The sequence below is a fragment of the Arthrobacter sp. UNC362MFTsu5.1 genome (assembly GCF_000685965.1).
Taxonomy (GTDB): Bacteria; Actinomycetota; Actinomycetes; order Actinomycetales; family Micrococcaceae; genus Arthrobacter.
Genome location: NZ_JMLE01000013.1, coordinates 81,178 through 96,398, shown reverse-complemented (window position 1 = coordinate 96,398; position 15,221 = coordinate 81,178). Strand labels below are relative to the sequence as shown.

General features: G+C 65.5%; 17 protein-coding genes. 6 read left to right on the top strand and 11 right to left on the bottom strand.

Going from position 1 to position 15,221, the window contains the following annotated elements; genetic code table 11:
* Nucleotide 1 precedes the first annotated feature (1 nt).
* The 7 genes from BS38_RS0113845 to BS38_RS27105 all read right to left on the bottom strand — a co-directional run bounded on the left by BS38_RS0113845 (nucleotide 2) and on the right by BS38_RS27105 (nucleotide 7,530).
* Nucleotides 2–1,000, bottom strand: coding sequence for a fumarylacetoacetate hydrolase family protein (locus BS38_RS0113845; RefSeq protein ID WP_028271355.1), 999 nt, complete (start codon nucleotides 998–1,000; stop codon nucleotides 2–4).
* A gap of 10 nt (nucleotides 1,001–1,010) precedes the next feature.
* On the bottom strand, nucleotides 1,011–2,084 hold the full coding sequence (locus BS38_RS0113840) for an amidohydrolase family protein (RefSeq protein ID WP_028271354.1): 1,074 nt from the start codon (nucleotides 2,082–2,084) through the stop codon (nucleotides 1,011–1,013).
* Nucleotides 2,081–3,205 carry an FAD-dependent monooxygenase gene (locus BS38_RS0113835; protein ID WP_028271353.1) on the bottom strand — a complete coding sequence of 375 codons (1,125 nt, stop codon included), beginning with the start codon at nucleotides 3,203–3,205 and terminating at the stop codon, nucleotides 2,081–2,083. Before BS38_RS0113835 ends, BS38_RS0113840 begins: the two co-directional genes overlap by 4 nt.
* Nucleotides 3,206–3,259: 54 nt before the next feature.
* Nucleotides 3,260–4,300, bottom strand: a complete 1,041-nt coding sequence (locus tag BS38_RS0113830) for a cyclase family protein (RefSeq protein ID WP_028271352.1) — start codon at nucleotides 4,298–4,300, stop codon at nucleotides 3,260–3,262.
* Complete coding sequence (locus tag BS38_RS0113825) at nucleotides 4,297–5,259, bottom strand: fumarylacetoacetate hydrolase family protein (protein ID WP_028271351.1); 963 nt, start codon at nucleotides 5,257–5,259, stop codon at nucleotides 4,297–4,299. Before BS38_RS0113825 ends, BS38_RS0113830 begins: the two co-directional genes overlap by 4 nt.
* 6 nt (nucleotides 5,260–5,265) lie before the next feature.
* Nucleotides 5,266–6,285 carry a VOC family protein gene (locus tag BS38_RS0113820; protein ID WP_028271350.1) on the bottom strand — a complete coding sequence of 340 codons (1,020 nt, stop codon included), beginning with the start codon at nucleotides 6,283–6,285 and terminating at the stop codon, nucleotides 5,266–5,268.
* A 156-nt stretch (nucleotides 6,286–6,441) separates the two neighbouring features.
* Nucleotides 6,442–7,530, bottom strand: coding sequence for an ArsR family transcriptional regulator (locus BS38_RS27105; RefSeq protein WP_156037127.1), 1,089 nt, complete (start codon nucleotides 7,528–7,530; stop codon nucleotides 6,442–6,444).
* Between the two features lie 181 nt (nucleotides 7,531–7,711).
* Between BS38_RS27105 and BS38_RS0113810 the strand changes: the two genes are divergently transcribed.
* Entirely contained in the window at nucleotides 7,712–8,182 is a 471-nt protein-coding gene (locus BS38_RS0113810; RefSeq protein ID WP_028271348.1) for a GyrI-like domain-containing protein, read from the top strand.
* 30 nt (nucleotides 8,183–8,212) lie between these two features.
* Here the strand turns inward: BS38_RS0113810 and BS38_RS0113805 are convergent, their stop codons facing one another.
* Nucleotides 8,213–8,563 (bottom strand): hypothetical protein, encoded by a 351-nt coding sequence (locus BS38_RS0113805; protein WP_028271347.1) that lies wholly within the window; start codon nucleotides 8,561–8,563, stop codon nucleotides 8,213–8,215.
* A gap of 147 nt (nucleotides 8,564–8,710) precedes the next feature.
* Here BS38_RS0113805 and BS38_RS25155 point away from each other — a divergent pair, with 147 nt between their 5' ends.
* From BS38_RS25155 to BS38_RS0113790, 3 genes are all read left to right on the top strand, one after another.
* Nucleotides 8,711–8,962, top strand: a complete 252-nt coding sequence (locus tag BS38_RS25155) for a hypothetical protein (protein WP_043438678.1) — start codon at nucleotides 8,711–8,713, stop codon at nucleotides 8,960–8,962.
* A 155-nt stretch (nucleotides 8,963–9,117) separates the two neighbouring features.
* Nucleotides 9,118–9,420: a DUF4193 domain-containing protein gene (locus BS38_RS0113795; RefSeq protein ID WP_028271346.1), complete on the top strand. Its 303-nt coding sequence runs from the start codon at nucleotides 9,118–9,120 to the stop codon at nucleotides 9,418–9,420.
* 281 nt (nucleotides 9,421–9,701) lie between these two features.
* A complete protein-coding gene (locus tag BS38_RS0113790) occupies nucleotides 9,702–10,244 on the top strand; it encodes an AMIN-like domain-containing (lipo)protein (RefSeq protein WP_028271345.1) in 543 nt (180 codons plus the stop codon).
* Nucleotides 10,245–10,336: 92 nt separating this feature from the next.
* On the opposite strand, the gene BS38_RS0113785 is transcribed toward BS38_RS0113790, so the two are convergent.
* The 3 genes from BS38_RS0113785 to BS38_RS0113775 are packed head-to-tail and all read right to left on the bottom strand — an operon-like array spanning nucleotide 10,337 to nucleotide 14,003.
* Nucleotides 10,337–11,917, bottom strand: a complete 1,581-nt coding sequence (locus BS38_RS0113785; protein ID WP_028271344.1) for an APC family permease — start codon at nucleotides 11,915–11,917, stop codon at nucleotides 10,337–10,339.
* 11 nt (nucleotides 11,918–11,928) lie between these two features.
* A complete protein-coding gene (locus BS38_RS0113780) occupies nucleotides 11,929–12,972 on the bottom strand; it encodes an agmatine deiminase family protein (protein ID WP_028271343.1) in 1,044 nt (347 codons plus the stop codon).
* Nucleotides 12,969–14,003 carry a nitrilase-related carbon-nitrogen hydrolase gene (locus BS38_RS0113775; protein WP_028271342.1) on the bottom strand — a complete coding sequence of 345 codons (1,035 nt, stop codon included), beginning with the start codon at nucleotides 14,001–14,003 and terminating at the stop codon, nucleotides 12,969–12,971. Before BS38_RS0113775 ends, BS38_RS0113780 begins: the two co-directional genes overlap by 4 nt.
* Before the next feature lie 192 nt (nucleotides 14,004–14,195).
* On the opposite strand from BS38_RS0113775, the gene BS38_RS0113770 reads away from it, so the two are divergent.
* Both BS38_RS0113770 and BS38_RS0113765 read left to right on the top strand, forming a co-directional pair.
* The gene (locus tag BS38_RS0113770; RefSeq protein ID WP_028271341.1) at nucleotides 14,196–14,675 is read left to right on the top strand and encodes a Dps family protein; all 480 of its coding nucleotides are present in this window, start codon (nucleotides 14,196–14,198) and stop codon (nucleotides 14,673–14,675) included.
* A 205-nt stretch (nucleotides 14,676–14,880) separates the two neighbouring features.
* A complete protein-coding gene (locus BS38_RS0113765; protein ID WP_028271340.1) occupies nucleotides 14,881–15,216 on the top strand; it encodes an ArsR/SmtB family transcription factor in 336 nt (111 codons plus the stop codon).
* Nucleotides 15,217–15,221 lie beyond the last annotated feature (5 nt).

Sequence of the window (15,221 nt, the reverse complement as noted above, 5' to 3'; positions counted from 1 at the left end):
GCTACGTCCCGGACGTAGCCAAGGGGGCAACCCTGTTGCGCGGCCTGACCCTGGCAGGAATGCGCGTCAAGGCCTCACGCCGGGCACCCACCGTGTTCTCGATGCTGCCGATGCCTTCCACGGTCATGCGGACCACGTCGCCGGTTTTCAGCGGAGGGGGAGTCTTCGAGCCGTTCCGCCCCCAGAGTTCGGCGAGGCAACCGCTGCCGCACGTGCCGGAGCCCAGGACGTCGCCGGGACGCACCACGGAATCCTGCGACGCATAGGCCACCAGTTCTGCGAACGGCCACCCCATATTGGACAACAGGTCCTGGCCGATGGCTTCGCCGTTGACCTCGACGGACATGGAGATCGGCAGGAAACCCTCGGCGTCGTGCCGGTCCTCGAACTCGTCCGCAGTGACAATCCAAGGCCCGAGGGTGTTGGAGAAGTCCTTGCCCTTGCAGGGCCCCAGGCTGACTTTCATCTCGCGGCGCTGCAGGTCCCGCGCCGACCAGTCGTTGAGCACCGTGTAGCCGAAGATGTGCCGGTGCGCCGCCTCGGCTGTCAGGTTCCGGCCGTCGCTTCCGGGGACGCGTCCGACGACGGCGGCCACCTCAGTCTCAAAGTCCAGGTCCTCGCAACCCGCCGGAATGCAGATCACCTCGCCGGTGCCGGTCACCGTGTGGGGATTCGTGAAGTAGAAGGTGGGTGCCTCGTACCATTCGGGGACCACGCCGGCCACACCGTCGATGCTTTTCCGCACGCCTTCGACGTGTTCCTCGAATGCCACGAAGTCCCTGATGGTGGCGGGTACCAGCGGGGCAAGCAGCTGCACCTCCGCCAGCGGAACAGGCGATGTCGAACCGATGACGTCCCCGGCAAAACGCAGGGTTTCGTCCAGTCCGGCGTCGAGCAGCGACTGGACGCTCTGTCCCTCCGGCAGCGGGTAGCAGTGTCCGTCGTCAACGAAGCCGGACTGCGTCCCGCCGTCGTGATTCCAGCGTGCAATCTTGACCATTCGAGAATTCCTATCCGTTGGTGCGGGCGGTGAGGACTGAAGCGGCGGTGATGCCCAGCCTGCGTGCGTTGACGCCCAAAACTTGGTCCTCGTCCTCGGCCGAGAGTCCGGCAGCTTGGACCTCGTCCACCGGAAGGTCGGAGCCCATGTCGAACGGATAGTCCGAGCCGAGCAGCACCTGTTCCGGTCCGGCGGCGGCCACCAGTGCCCGCAGTTCAGTGGCGCTGTGGACCAGGGAGTCGAAGTAGAGCTTTTTCAGGTACGACGACGGCGGTTCGGCGCAGCCGTGCGCCTCCGGCCGGACCCGCCAGGCATGGTCGGACCGGCCCAGGGTGGTGGGAAGGTAGCCGCCGCCGTGCGCTGCCAGGACTTTCAGGTCCGGGTGCCGGTCCAGGACGCCGCTGAAGACCAGGTGGGAAAGTGCCACCGCGTTTTCGGCAGGCTGGGAGACGGTGTTGGCCAGGTAGAACCGGTCCAGCCGCTCATCCAGCGAGCAGCCGAACGGGTGCAGGAACACCAATGCACCCAGCTCCTCGGCACGGCTCCAGAACGGTTCCAGGCGGGCGTCAGAGAGCTCCACAGTGCTGCGCTCAGAATCTCCCGGGGTGGCGGCAAACGAGCCGATTTCCACCCCGAGCAGCCCGCACTCCAGCACGGCGTGCTCCAAGGCTTCCACCATCAAACCGGGATGCTGGAGCGGGACCAGGCCCAGGCCGTTGAGCCGCTCCGGCGCGCGGTCCACGAAGTCGCGGACGGCCTGGTTGGCTGCCCTGGCCAGCTGCAGGGCCAGTTCCGGCCCGGCGAAGTAGTAGAAATGCGACGGCGACGGCGAGACGAGCTGCACGTCTACACCCTGGGCATCCATGTCCGCGAGCCGACGGTCAAGGTCCGTCAGCTGCGGCCACCGTTCCTTGATCATCCGGCCCGAAGCAGCCATCGACTCGGGCCCGTTGCGCCGCACTTCAAGGGCCTGCTGGGCTCCGAAGCCTTCGGGATCGGCCTCGGACACCAGCTGTTGCAGGGCAGGAAGCAGGATATGGGCGTGGACGTCCACCGTGGGATTTTCGCCAGGCCGGGTGCTCATGCGGGTTCCCTGACCAGGCTGGAGACTGAATGCATGAGGCCCGGTACGTTGGCGTCGCGGACGCCGTCGAGCATCCACTGGCCCAGCTGGACGGAGGCCTCGACCACAGCTTTTGCCCGGTCCAGTCGGCGGTCGGTGAATTCCTTCCAGAGTGTTTCGGTGACGTCCTCGGCGCTGACCAGGAGCTCGGCCAGCACTGCCGCATCTTCCATTGCCATGGCGGCACCTTGGGCAATGGTTGGCGGGCAGCTGTGGGCGGCGTCGCCGATGATGACCGTGCGGCCGCGGTTCCACGGGCCGTCAACCAGGTGGGTGGTGAACCACGTGTAGTTGATACGGGCGCTCTGGTCCAGGTTGGCGCGGATCTCATTCCAGGGGCCGCCGTAAGCAGCCGCCAGTTCCGCCATGACGCGCGGACCTTCCCCGTGCGTGCGCTCCTGCGCCTTTTCCACCAGGTACGCGTAAATGGTGTCCGGGCCGGTGGGGCAGTACCCGGCAATAAAGCAAGGGCCGCCGTAGGTGAGGTCGGTGCGGACCACGTCCGCGGGCCGCTCCACGAAGGCACGCCAGATGCCCATGCCGGTGGACTGGGGTTCGGCGTCAATGCCGATCGCCTTGCGGACAGCGGAGTGCAGCCCGTCGGCGCCTATCAGGAGGTCGTAGCGGGCGGTTCCGCCGTCGGCGGTGCTCACGGTGACGGACGCGCCGTCGTCCTTTATTTCAGTGACCGTCTTGGCGTAGCTGATCCGGGCGCCTGCCTGCTCGGCGCGTTCGCGGAGGATGGCGGTGAGGTCGGGGCGGTACATGCCCAGGGTGGCGGGGAGGTCATCGCCGCCGGTTCGCATGTCATCCAACACGGCGATGACGGTGCCTGCAGGATCCGGGGCGCGCAGGCCCAGGGTGCTGAACGCGTAGCCCTCCGCCTCGATCTGATCCCATACGCCGAGCTGGCGAAGGACGCGCAGGGCGTTCCCCTGCAAGGTGATTCCCGAGCCGACGGTCTGCGGAGAATCGGCTTTTTCCAGGATTTCCACATGGATTCCGGCGTCGGCCAGGAGGATGGCTGCGGTCAGACCTGCGGCTCCCGCCCCGACGATTCCGACGTTCTGTACTGCTGCCATCGCTGACTCCTTTGTATTGACGGCGTAACTGCTGGTGGTTTGTTGAAGTGAAAGTTACCGGACTGCGATCGGGTTGACAGGTGAACCGACTGCTCCGGTGATGGGCAGAGGTGCTGCGGTGAGCAGGAAATCGTACCTTCCGTCCGACGCGCACGCTTCCGCCAGGCCGTCCGGGTCCCACATCTCGCCCAGGAACAGCCCGAGGTTGGGGATGGCAATCTGGTGCAAGGGCTGGAAGGCGCCGTCAAACTCGTTGGGCCGGACCTCGAAACCCCACGTATCGGTGGCGATCCCGGCAATTTCGCTCCGGTGCAGCCACGGGGCCGTGCTGAAGGACAACCCCGGGGCTGCGCCACCGGCGTAGTCTCCCCAGCCGTCGCGGCGGACCCGGGTGTGCTGTCCGGTGCGGACCACCACGATGTCGCCCCGGCCCGCCCTGGAGCTGGGCCCCTGGAGTTCAATAGTCCGTTCCAGGTGCTCCGGGGTGATGGCGAAGCCGTCCGGCAGTTCGCCGTCGGTCCTGCCAAGATCGGGGCCGAGCGCACGGCCGACGTCCAGCAGGACACCGCGGGTGACAATCTTGGCGGCGGCTGTCTCGATGCCTGTGACCAGGTCACCTTCGGAGGTAACGACGTCCCCGGCAGCACGGCCGTTCCATGCCTTGCCCTGGTCGAAGATGTGGCCCAGGCCGTCCCACTGGGTGGAGCACTGCAGCGGCATGGCGATCACGTCGTCCGCGCCGCCGAAGCCGTGCGGGAAGCCCTGGTTGCCGCGTTCGGCGTCCACGCCGGTGTCCGTCATGGTGTGGACGGGGTTGGTGCGGCGGCGCCAGCCCTTCTGCGGTCCGTTGGTGTCGAAGGGCTGGGACAGCGAGAATGCCTCGCCCGTCTTCACTAGGGCCGCGGCTTCGACGCGCTTGGCCCCATCGATGAAGTTCAGGGTCCCGAGGACGTCATAGGCACCCCAGCGGCCCCAGTTGTTGTGGGCCGCGGCCATCGCGCGGATGCTGCCGAGCGGGTCCTCACGCCGGATCACCGGGGAATCGGTGGCCGATTCTCCGGTGCCGGCGAAGGGCGCTGTGTACTGCGCGGTCACGACGCGCGACCTTCAGCGTCAGCTTCATCCTTGCAGTGGATCAGCTGGGTACCGAGGCCGGTGATGGTGCCTTCCATGACGTCGCCGTCCTGGAGCAGCCGGCCCCAGTGCTGGCCGTTGCCGGCCGGGCTTCCGGTCAGGACCAGGTCGCCCGGGCGCAACGGCATAATCTGCGACGCTTCGCTGACCAGCTTGGCCACGCCGAAGATCATGTCCTGCGTGGATTCGTCCTGCATGGCCCGGCCGTTGAGCTTTAGGGTCACCCGGACGTCCTGCGGGTCACCAAAGAACTTGGCCGGCACCAGCAGCGGACCTGTGGGCAGGAAGCCGGGGGCGTTCTTGGCGCGGTACCAGTCCGAGCCGATCGCGGGCATGTCCTTGCGGAAGACGTACTCGCGCGTGGTGATGTCGTTGACCATGGTGTAGCCGAAGACGTAGTCCAAAGCCTCCTCGGGGGTGACACGGAACGCTGTCCTGCCGATTACTGCCGCCAGTTCCAGCTCCCAGTCGTGGGAATCGGAGTAGGCAGGCAGGGTGAGGTCGTCCGTGGCGGACGCGATCGCCGTCGGCAGTCCGATGAAGAAGTACGGCGTGCCCTGGCCGGCGCGCTTGTCCATCATGGCGGCCGTCCTGGCGCGCACTTCGTCCTCGTCCTGGCCCGGTTCGCGATGGGCGGCGGCGAGATCGATCACGTGCTTGCGGTAATTCGCACCGGTCTGCAGGACCTGCACCGGCTCCACCGGGGCGAGAATTTCGACGTCGGCCCGGGCCAGGCCGCTGTCCTTGCCTGCCGAGGCGGCGAGGGCGTCAAGCCCGGCCTCGGTGGTGTCCCAATGCTGGATCAGGGAGTTGATGTCCTCATCCAGCGGCAGGACGCGGTCTTCCACCAGCAGGCCCGCACGGGCCTTGCTGTCCCCGGCTTCCTGGAAGCGGATGAGTGCATATTTTGCTTCGGCCATGATTTCTCAGCCCCGGCCCTGCTTGGCGTACGGGTTCAGCAGGGCTTCCTTCATCTCGGGCGAGGCGCCTTCTTCGGTGGCGGTGAAGCCTTCGGCCGGCGGGAAGGATTCCGTCATGGAGTGGGGCATGGCACCGTTCTTGTAGAAGTTGTTGGAGCCTTCGGAAGGCTTCCAGGTGTTGGCCTCCCAGTCCGGCACGTAGTTGCGGTAGCCGCCGGAGTTCAGCTCCACCCGCAGGCCTGACGGTTCACGGAAGTACAGGAAGTTCTGCTCACCTACGCCGTGGATGGAGGGGCCGTATTCCATCGGGGTGCCGTTTTCCATCATCACGTCGGCGGTGCGAAGCAGATCCTCGGTGGAGTCAACCCAGAAGGCAATGTGGTTGACGCGGCCGGGGCGGTTGGAGGTGTCCAGGACAACGCCCAGGTCGTGCGACTTTTCGTTGGTGGTGAGCACGGAGAAGACAGTGATGGGTGCTTCGTCCAGGTCCACAAAGGCCATAACGCGGAAGCCCAGGGCCTCGTTGTACCACTTGGCGAAGCCGCGGACATCCGAGGTGGCGACGGTGACGTGGTCCAGGAAGCGGGGTGCGGCGGCGTGGCTGCTGCGGCGCTCCGGGCGGTCCGGGTAAGTGGACTCAAACCCGGATTCGGCGACGAACTTTTCCACGTCGTAGAAGAGGCGCATGTGGTGGCCGTAGGGACCGGTGAACTCGTAGGCCTTGCCGTAGCCGTGGCCCCCGGCGGTCCAGCTGCCTTGCACACCGGTTGCTTCGATGCGCTGGGCTGCGGCTTCGAGGGCCGCCTGGGAATTGGTGCGCCACGCCATCCGGCCGAGGGATGCTTCCGGTCCTTCGGTGACGACGAGGCTATAGCGGTAGTAGTCGCCCCAGCAGCGCAGGTACACGTTGCCGTCCACCCGGTCAATGATGCGCATGCCGAACTTTTCCTCGTAGAACCGAGCCGAGGCCTCGACGTCCGGGCTGGTGATCTCGAGGTGGGCGAGATGGGAGAGGGGAGTTTCCACGTTGAAGTCCTTCTGGTTACTGGCTGCTGTCGGTTGGGTGCAGGTCCTGTAACTACTGTGAGCGATTTCATGTATCTGAAGAAGGGCCGCTTTCGCATAGGAGCTATCCATGCGGCTGATAGTTGCGGCGTTGGGGCGTTTGACGGGGAACATGGATTACGCGACCGCTCCGGCCTTGTAGCGCCCGGTGCGCATTTGTGCTGTCGGCGCTGAAGAGCGAACCAGCTGGTTAACGTTTTCCGCTTTCAGTGCGGCTTCGCGGGCAAGGTGATGTGCAGCTTCCATTGCAGAGTCCGGCGAATTGTTCACGGCCCGGACTGTCAGCACCCTACCGGCCGTGGGTGGAGACAGGGCATAGACCGATTCCTGTACGCCCGCCAGGTATTCGGCGGTCTTAGGGTCTTCCGGGCCGCCGATGAAAATGAGGGAGGGATTCAGAATGGCGACACAGGCGGCGAGGGCGGCCCCTACACGTCGGCCATCCTCGCGGGTGTCGCGTGTGCCGGGTACATGACCAGCCGGGGATGCATGGCCGCCGGGCGGGTCAGGCGGCAGCGGCAGTGTGCCTGCCAGTCCGCCGGAGCCCCTTTGCACCACGCCGTCGACGACCCAGCTGGCATGCTGCGGCACGTTTTGGTCGACATAGATCACGTTCCGTCCCGCGTGGCCGGCTCCTGCCGCTGCCTGGATGGCGAGGGCGTCGCTCGTCCGGATGACAGCCAGGGGCAGTCCGGCAACCCTCCCGCTGGTCGGGTGCTCCCTCGGCCGCGCCAAGGGCGGGAGCCTTAAGCTTTCGGGGCGTCGCGGCTGGTCATCGATGAGCAGCGTGCCGGCCGCGAGACTCGCACCCGCAGGCGCTGCCTTCCTGACGAGGTCAGCCCACGCTGCTGTAACCGTTGTCACCAGCTCGTCGCAAGCGTTGATCGGCCGCGGACCCACTTCTGCTATCGGTTTTCCCGCAGCGGTTCGCAAGGCAACACGGAGCGTGTTGCCGCTGGCTCGGCCGGTGAGGACGAGGATGTCCGCCCCGGACCTGACGGCATAGCGGGCCGCCGGACGCCCCCCGGATGAGGGAGCGGGGGCGGTCAGCGCAATCAGCCCCGCGCCCTCCAGCTCCCGCAGGCGGTCGCAGATCGTTGAACGGGCGAATCCTGACGCTGTACAGAGCTCGCCAACCGTCTTGGGCTGGCTTCGAAGATATTGCAGGACGTCGCCTGCGCTGGCACCTGCGCGCTGCCCTCTCATGTGCGGCGCCTGCTTCTTTCCATGACACTAAAGTACGCAATGCGCATACTTTTGTACATAACAAACATAAGTGGGATGTTTCCACACCGCATGGAGCCTGGTGTCCTGCCGCTGTTGCCACTGCCAGGCTCCGGGCCGTTCGGCCCTTGGCTGATCCGTTCACACCGCGGAACCTTGGCGTATGAGCCAAGAGAAAAACGGGATCCGGCTAGTCCAGCGCCCCGAGCAACCCACCGCCGTCGTCCGCGAAAAAGTGCCCATGAACGCTCTGCCGGAATTCTTCGGCCGTGCTTATGGCGCCGTTATGGCCGCAGTGCAGAACCAGGCCGTGCAGATTGCTGGGCCGCCTTTTGGCCGGTACCTGAGCATGCCCACAGATACGGTCGATGTCGAGGCAGGATTTCCGGTGGCGGCGCCCTTCACCGGGTCAGGAGAAGTTGCGGCCGGAACACTGCCGGAGTGCCAGGCTTTCGAAGCCACCCACACGGGCCCGTACGACACGTTGAATGCCACGTATGACGCCATCCAGGAGCGGATGAAGGAAGAGGGGTTCAGCCCGGCCGGCTCAATGTGGGAATACTACTTGAGCGACCCCGCCACGGAGCCCGACCCGGCCACCTGGAAAACCCTGGTTGTCTGGCCTGTGGCCTAGGGTCCGTCCCTGGCGGTCGGTGTACGCCGCCTAGTCCTCGGCGTCGATCTTCTCGAGCAGGTCCTTCGCGGCCTTGGCGATGTCATGGTGGTTGTGTTGCGCAGCCCGGCTTTCCAGGGAAATGACCGCGCAGCGGTGGATCTTCTTGAAATCCCCGAAAGGAAAGCTCACGCTGCCTTTGGTTCCCTCCGACTCGTCAGGGTCCAGGCCCAGGTGCCACGTGGCGAAATCCGAAAAGCCGTGCTTGTCGATAAAGGCATTTTCCTGGTCCGCCGACGGCGCGTGCTCGCTCCAGTCGTCGCGGGTGTCGCGGACAACCTTCCCGTCCCTCACCAGGCTGCGGGCGTGTTCCAGGGCCTTCTTGTTCAATTTCGTGGCCATGACATTCCTCCGGAGGTCTCGGATTTGTTGTGCATCAAGGCTAGGACCATGGTTCACGGACCGCCATGGCACTCCCGTCCCGAAATGTAACTCCGTGGAGACTGCGGCGAAACGTGCCCACAACATGGGGCGCCTACTTTTGGGGCTATGACACCACGCCTGTTCACCAGAATCGCTTCATGGTTCGAAGCCCGGACCTTGCCTGCCACTGCATCACCGTCGGGCGACGGCGCCCGCGAACACGGCGCCTGGGAACACGGCGCCTGGGAACAGGGCAACGCCGCGATCGCCGATGTCACCAGGTGGGGCTGGCTGCCGGCACTCAGCGGGGTGTCCATTGCGGCCGATCACGCGGCGGCCGCACACCGGGAGAAGGCTGCCGCGGCAAGCAAGGGATAGCCGCCGGCCTGCCTGTCCAGGGAGCCTCGGGCCGGCCGGTGACGGACGATTTGTCGGGTTGAACACACTTTTCTTCCACAACCGGCATAATGTCCTAAACTGCTTCACTGAGGTGCCTGAAATGGCGCTGCGCAGCAACGAAAGTGAACCACGCCATGGCTACCGATTACGACGCCCCACGCAAGACAGAAGAAGAGTCTCCCGCTGAATCACTGGAGGCCCTTCAGGCGTCCCGCGGCGGCGGAGCCCAGACCGCCGTCATCGACCTTGATGAGAACGATACGGCTGAGGGAATTGACCTTCCCGGGGCGGATCTTTCCGGCGAAGAACTCACGGTCACCGTTGTCCCCGAGCAGTCCGACGAATTCACCTGCTCCTCGTGCTTCCTGGTCCGTCACCGGTCCCAGGTTGCCCGCGAAAAGAACGGCATGAAGTACTGCCGCGACTGCGAAGGCTAGGCAGCCTCCAGCAAGCGTCCCAAATTTCAGATGCACGGCATCGAGAGGCGCCGGCGAGCCGCAAGGCCCGCCGGCGCCTCGTCGTTATCCGGCATTACGGAAGCGGGTCCAATGACCTTCCGGACAGCCCCTGAATGCCGCTAAATGCGCCGCTGAATAACCGTCCCGTAACCTGCGCCGCCGCAATTTAACAGTTGGGCGCCGAAGGGATTTCGGCCCTCGTTTTAGCCTGTCACGGCTCCTACGCTTGAGTTATCTCAACACTTCCGAGGGTGGCTGAAATGAAGAAATTCCAAGTATGGCTGGTGGCAATCCTGATGGCTGCCGGACTCGGCCTGGTGGCCCCGGCGCCTGCATCCGCGTCCTACTGCGGCCTGGTGTGGGGGTCGTTGGCGAAGTCCGAAGCCCCCATGGGAACCGGAAAGGTCACCAATGTGCGGACCGGGCAGCACTACTGCTTCGACCGCCTGGTCGTTGACCTCAACGGTCCGGTGAAGGGCTACACCGTGCGGTACGTTCCCACTGTGGTGCAGGACGGTTCGGGGTTGCCGGTTCCCCTGCGGGGGCGGGCATTCCTCCAGATCACCGTCAATTCACCCGCTTATGACGACGGCGGCAACTCCACGTATAACCCGGCCGACCGGAAAGAACTGACAAACGTTGGCGGCTACCAGACCTTCCGCCAAGTGGCTTGGGCCGGAAGCTTCGAGGGCTACTCGAGCATGGGTCTTGGTGTCCGTGGACGGCTGCCGTTCAGGGTATTCACCCTGGACGGCCCGGGAGCAGGGTCCCGGTTCGTGGTTGACGTTGCCCACTACTGGTGACCTGCACTAGCCAGACGTACGGCAGGCCCCGCTCCGGATCTTCCGGGCGGGGCCTGCAGCCTTGTGGGTCCTCCAACGTCCTGGTCCCTGCGTTACTCCGGGACCACCAGGGCCGGGGTGTCCTTGCGGATGGTTTCGCCGCGGAAGAACCCGGGACGCAGCCTGGCCATGATGAGCATGAACACGGCGCCCAGGGCAAGGATTCCCACCCCGAGGACGAAGACCAGCCCCACACCGAAGATCTCTGATCCGCTGCCGAACTCCGGTGCCCAGCTGTCAGCGGCCGTCTGCAGGAACACCACCAGCAGTCCCAGTCCGCCCAGCAGCGGGCAAAGCAGGCGCAGGACGAAGTTGCGGACGCTGCTGAAGACGCTGTTGCGGAAATACCAGGCGCACGCGAACGCCGTCAGCCCGTAGTAGAAGCAGATCATGAGCCCCAGGGCCAGGATGGTGTCGTTCAGGACGTTTTCGCTGACCACGTGCATCACCGCATAGAACCCCGCGGAGAGGACGCCTGCGGCAACCGTGGCGAAGCCCGGGGTCGCAAACTTCTTGCTCATGTGGCTGAACGGTTTCGGCAGCGCGCCGTAGTGTGCCATGGCCAGCAGGCTGCGGGACGGCGAGGTGAAGGTGGACTGCAGCGACGCCGCCGAGCTGGACAGGACCGCCAGGGACATGAGGATGGCGAACGGGCCCATGATGGGGGAGGCCAGCGCGGTGAAAATGTTCGCGTGGTTCTCTTCATTGTTCAGTCCGACGCCTTCGGTGCCCACGCCTGCGAACATCATGGTGGCGATGGTGACCAGCAGGTAGATGCCCAGGACCACCACCGCGGTGAGGGTGCCGGCGATGCCCGCGGTTTTCTTGCCGTTGGCCGTTTCCTCGTTCACGGTGAGGCAGACATCCCAGCCCCAATAGACAAAGATGGACAGCGAAATTCCGGCGGCAATCTGCCCGAACGTCTCGATCTTCGTGACGTCAAACCATTCCCAGCTGAACGGAATAGCGGTTTCCGAGGACGACCAGTTGGCGAAGGCCATGGCCACGAACAGCCCCAGCACCAGCAGCTGGAACCCCACCAGGCCGTACTGCACGATCTTGGTGGTGTGCAGGCCGCGGTAGCTCACCCAGACGGCCAGGGCCACGAAAACGAAGCATGTGGCAACGTTCAAGGGTTTGTTGGCGGCGAGGTCCGCAAGCTCCGGTGCGCCCGTGAGCTGGGCGAGGAAGAGGTAGAAGAAGTCCACCGCCACAGCTGCCAGGTTGGACAGCACGATGATGTTCGCGGCGAGGAGTCCCCACCCGCCCATCCAGCCCACCCAGGGGCCGAAGGCCTTGGTGACCCAGGTGAAGGTGGTGCCGCTGTCCGGCGAGTCGGCGTTGAGCTCCCGGTAGGCCAGGGACACCAGGATCATGGGGATGAAACCAATGAGGAAAATGACCGGCAGCTGCAGCCCGGCCTCGTTAACGGTGGGACCGAGGGCACTGGTGAGCGTATAGGCCGGTGCGATGGTGGAAATGCCAAGAACGACGACGGCGAGGAGGCCCAGCTGCCCGCCCTTCAGTCCCTTTCCGGTGATGCCGTGCGGGGTCCCGGGCGCGTCGGTGACAGATGCCGCTGTGCCGGCTGCTTGCTCGCCGGCCTGTGAGCCCTGGCGGATGGTTTGGGTCATGTCCGGACCTTTCAGGAAGTCAAAACTCTAGGGGACGCAGCGGGTTGCTGCTGGGTGATGCAGTGGATGCCTCCGCCCCTGGCGAACAGCTCGCGGGCGTCGATGCCCACGATCCGGCGGCCGGGGTAGGCATCGGCGAGGATCCGCAGCGCCTTTTCGTCGTTGGGGTCGGCGAACGTGCAGGCAATCACGCCGCCATTAACCACGAGGTGGTTGATGTAGCTGTAGTCCACGAAACCCTCGTGGTCCCTGAGGGTGACGGGAGCGGGGACCTCGATGATGTTCCACTCGCGGCCGGCGGCGTCCCGGGTGGTGGACAGGAAACTGATGATTTCGCGGCTAACTTCGAAATCCGGATGCTCCGGGTCCTGCTGGGAATGGACCAGCAGCGTGCCGGGCGAGGGGATGGCGGCCACGATGTCCACGTGGCCCCGGGTACCGAACCGCTCCGAGTCCCTGGTCAGGCCGCGCGGCAGCCAGACAGCGTGGGTGGCCCCGATGGTCCGGGCGAGTTCTGCTTCCACCTCGGCCTTGGTGAAGCCCGGGTTGCGGCCCGGATCCAGCTGCACGGTTTCGGTGAGCAGCACTGTCCCCTGGCCGTCCACCTGAATTCCGCCGCCTTCATTGACGAGCCCGGAGGTGATGTGGCGGGCTCCCGAGCGGCCGGCCACCTCCGCGCCGATCAGCGAGTCCTTGTCCCAGCGGGCCCAGTCCTGTCCGCCCCAGCCGTTGAACACCCAGTCGACGGCACCGAGGCGTCCGTCGTCATCGAGGACGAAGGTGGGGCCGATGTCCCGCATCCACGCATCGTTGAGGTCTGCCGTGAGCACCTCGACGGCGGGATCCAGGTAGCGCGCGGCGATCCCGACGTCGTCGGGCGTTACCACCACGGTGACCGGTTCGAATTCGACGGCGGCATTGGCGACCGCCGCCCAGGCGGTCCGCGCGGCGTGCGCCTCCTCCGCCGTGTCGCCGAGAGTGTAGCCGCCCGTGGGGAAGGCCATCCAGACCCGCTCCTGCGGGGCCGTCTCGGCGGGCATGCGCCAGCTGCTCACGCGGTCACCTCCATGTACACGGGGGCGGGACCGCCGAGCGGCTGGTCACGCCGCACCGGTTCGGTGAGCCGTGCATAGGTGTCCGGACGGCGGGTGGCCAGGAACGGGAACAGCGTCAGCCAGTCCCTGCGCTGGTCCAGGTCAAGGTCGGCGACGAGGACGGCGGATTCGTCGCGGGGCGCCTGGGCCAGGATCCGGCCGTAGGGGTCCGAGATGAACGAGGAACCGTAAAAGTTCAACGTTCCTTCGTTTCCCCAGCGGTTCGGGGCCACCATGAACAGTCCGTTGGCGATGCCGTTGCCTACGATCACCTGCTGCCAGAGTGGCTGGGTGTCGAAGTCCGGGTGGTCAGGCTCGGAACCGATCGCCGTGGGGTAGACCAGGAGTTCGGCTCCGCCCAGGGAGTACAGCCGGGCGAGTTCCGGGAACCATTCGTCCCAGCAGGTGGGCATCCCCAGCCTGGCACCGCCGAGTTCGGCGGGGGAGTGGACCTCGTAGGCTTCCGCGGACGCCGGGCCCTGGCGGAAGAACTTGTCCTCGTAGTAGCCGGCTGTCACGGGGATGTGCAGTTTGTGCGTGCGGGCCAGCAGTTCGCCGTCGGGAGACACCAAAATCGCAGTGTTCAATCCGAGGCCGTCGTCGGTGCCCTCGGGATTGTCCGCGCGCTGGTACAGGGACGCGTGGACGGAGATGCCGTGGCGGCGGGCGGCGTCGGCGGCGAAGCGGAACGTGGGCCCCGTCAGCAGGTCCTCAGCGAGGTCCGACGGGCGGGTACGGGCTGCCCAGGAGCGGGCGGTGTCATTTTCCGGGAGGGTGTCCGCCGGGTAGCGGGAGAGCGTCAGTTCCGGCAGGAAGACGACGGTGGCCCCCAGCCGGGCTGCGCGTCCGATGCCCTCGTCCAGTTCTGCGCGAAGCCGGGCAGGGTCGGCGTGCCAGCGGTGCTGGACCACGCCGACCCGCAGCGCGGGACGGGCTGAAGGCTGCGTCCGGGCCAGGGATGCGGGTGGTTCGAGGCAGGTAATTTCAATCATGGCGAATACTCCAGTGAGACGGCGGTCACTAAATGAATGACGTTCATTTAGTATCCACGTCACGCCGCCGCATGGCAAGGAAAAAATGAACAAACATCATTTTGTTAAGCCCCGCGCGAGAATCGGTGGCGCCGCTGTGGCGGCTGGGATAGTTTCGAATTACCCGAGAAACCGCTGACACCAGGAGGATCAATGAAGGCATCACCGACGCTGACCAACAATCTGCAGGCTGTGCTCGCGGACCTGATTGAGCTGCACATCCAAGGCAAACAGGCCCACTGGAACATCGTGGGAACCAACTTCCGCGACCTCCACCTGCAGTTGGACGAAATTATCGATGCCGCCCGGAACTACGCCGACGACATGGCTGAGCGCATGCGGGCACTCCACGCCCTGCCGGACGGCCGCAGCGCCACCGTTGCGGAAACCACCAGCCTGGCGCAGTTCCCGCAGGGGCTCATCAACACCAAGGATGCCGTGGACCGCATCGTCGCGGCGCTCGAAGCGGCCGTGGGCACCATGCGCAAAGTCCACGATGAAGTTGACGAGGAAGACCCCACCACGGCTGACCTGCTTCATGAGTTCATTTCGAAGCTCGAGCAGTACGCCTGGATGGTGGGCGCGGAGAACATGAAGGCGTCGGCCAGCGTGACCACGCCCGACAGTAAATAGGCACAGCAGGTAGGCTCGGCGGCCAAGAGCGCCGCAGCCAGGCGGACCGCGGGGACTCCGGCCGCCCGCCATCGCCAGGGAAGCCCGGCGCCGGACAGTGTTTCCGGCGCCGGGCTTCCCTGCTGCCGCGGGGGCTTCCTTTGGCTGCCCTTCGATCAAGCGCATAACCCTTGACTTCCGGACACTTCGGAGAATACTTAAGTATATGCTTAACAATCGTGAGGCGGGCGGCGCGGAACTCGACGCTATTTTCCAGGCGCTCGCCGACCCCACCCGCAGGGCCATCCTCATCCGGCTCTGCGAGGGACCGGCGTCCGTCTCGGAGCTCGCCAAGCCTTTCGCCATGAGCCTGCCCGCAATCGTTCAGCACCTGCAGGTACTCGAGCACAGCGGCATGGTCCGGACCGAAAAGATCGGCAGGGTCCGCAGCTGCAGCATCGAACCGGCGGCGGTCCGGCTGGCGGAAGACTGGCTGGGCAGGCGCAGGACGGGCCTGGAACGCCGCCTCGACCGGCTGGAAGCCTTCCTCAAGAAGCCCTAGCAACA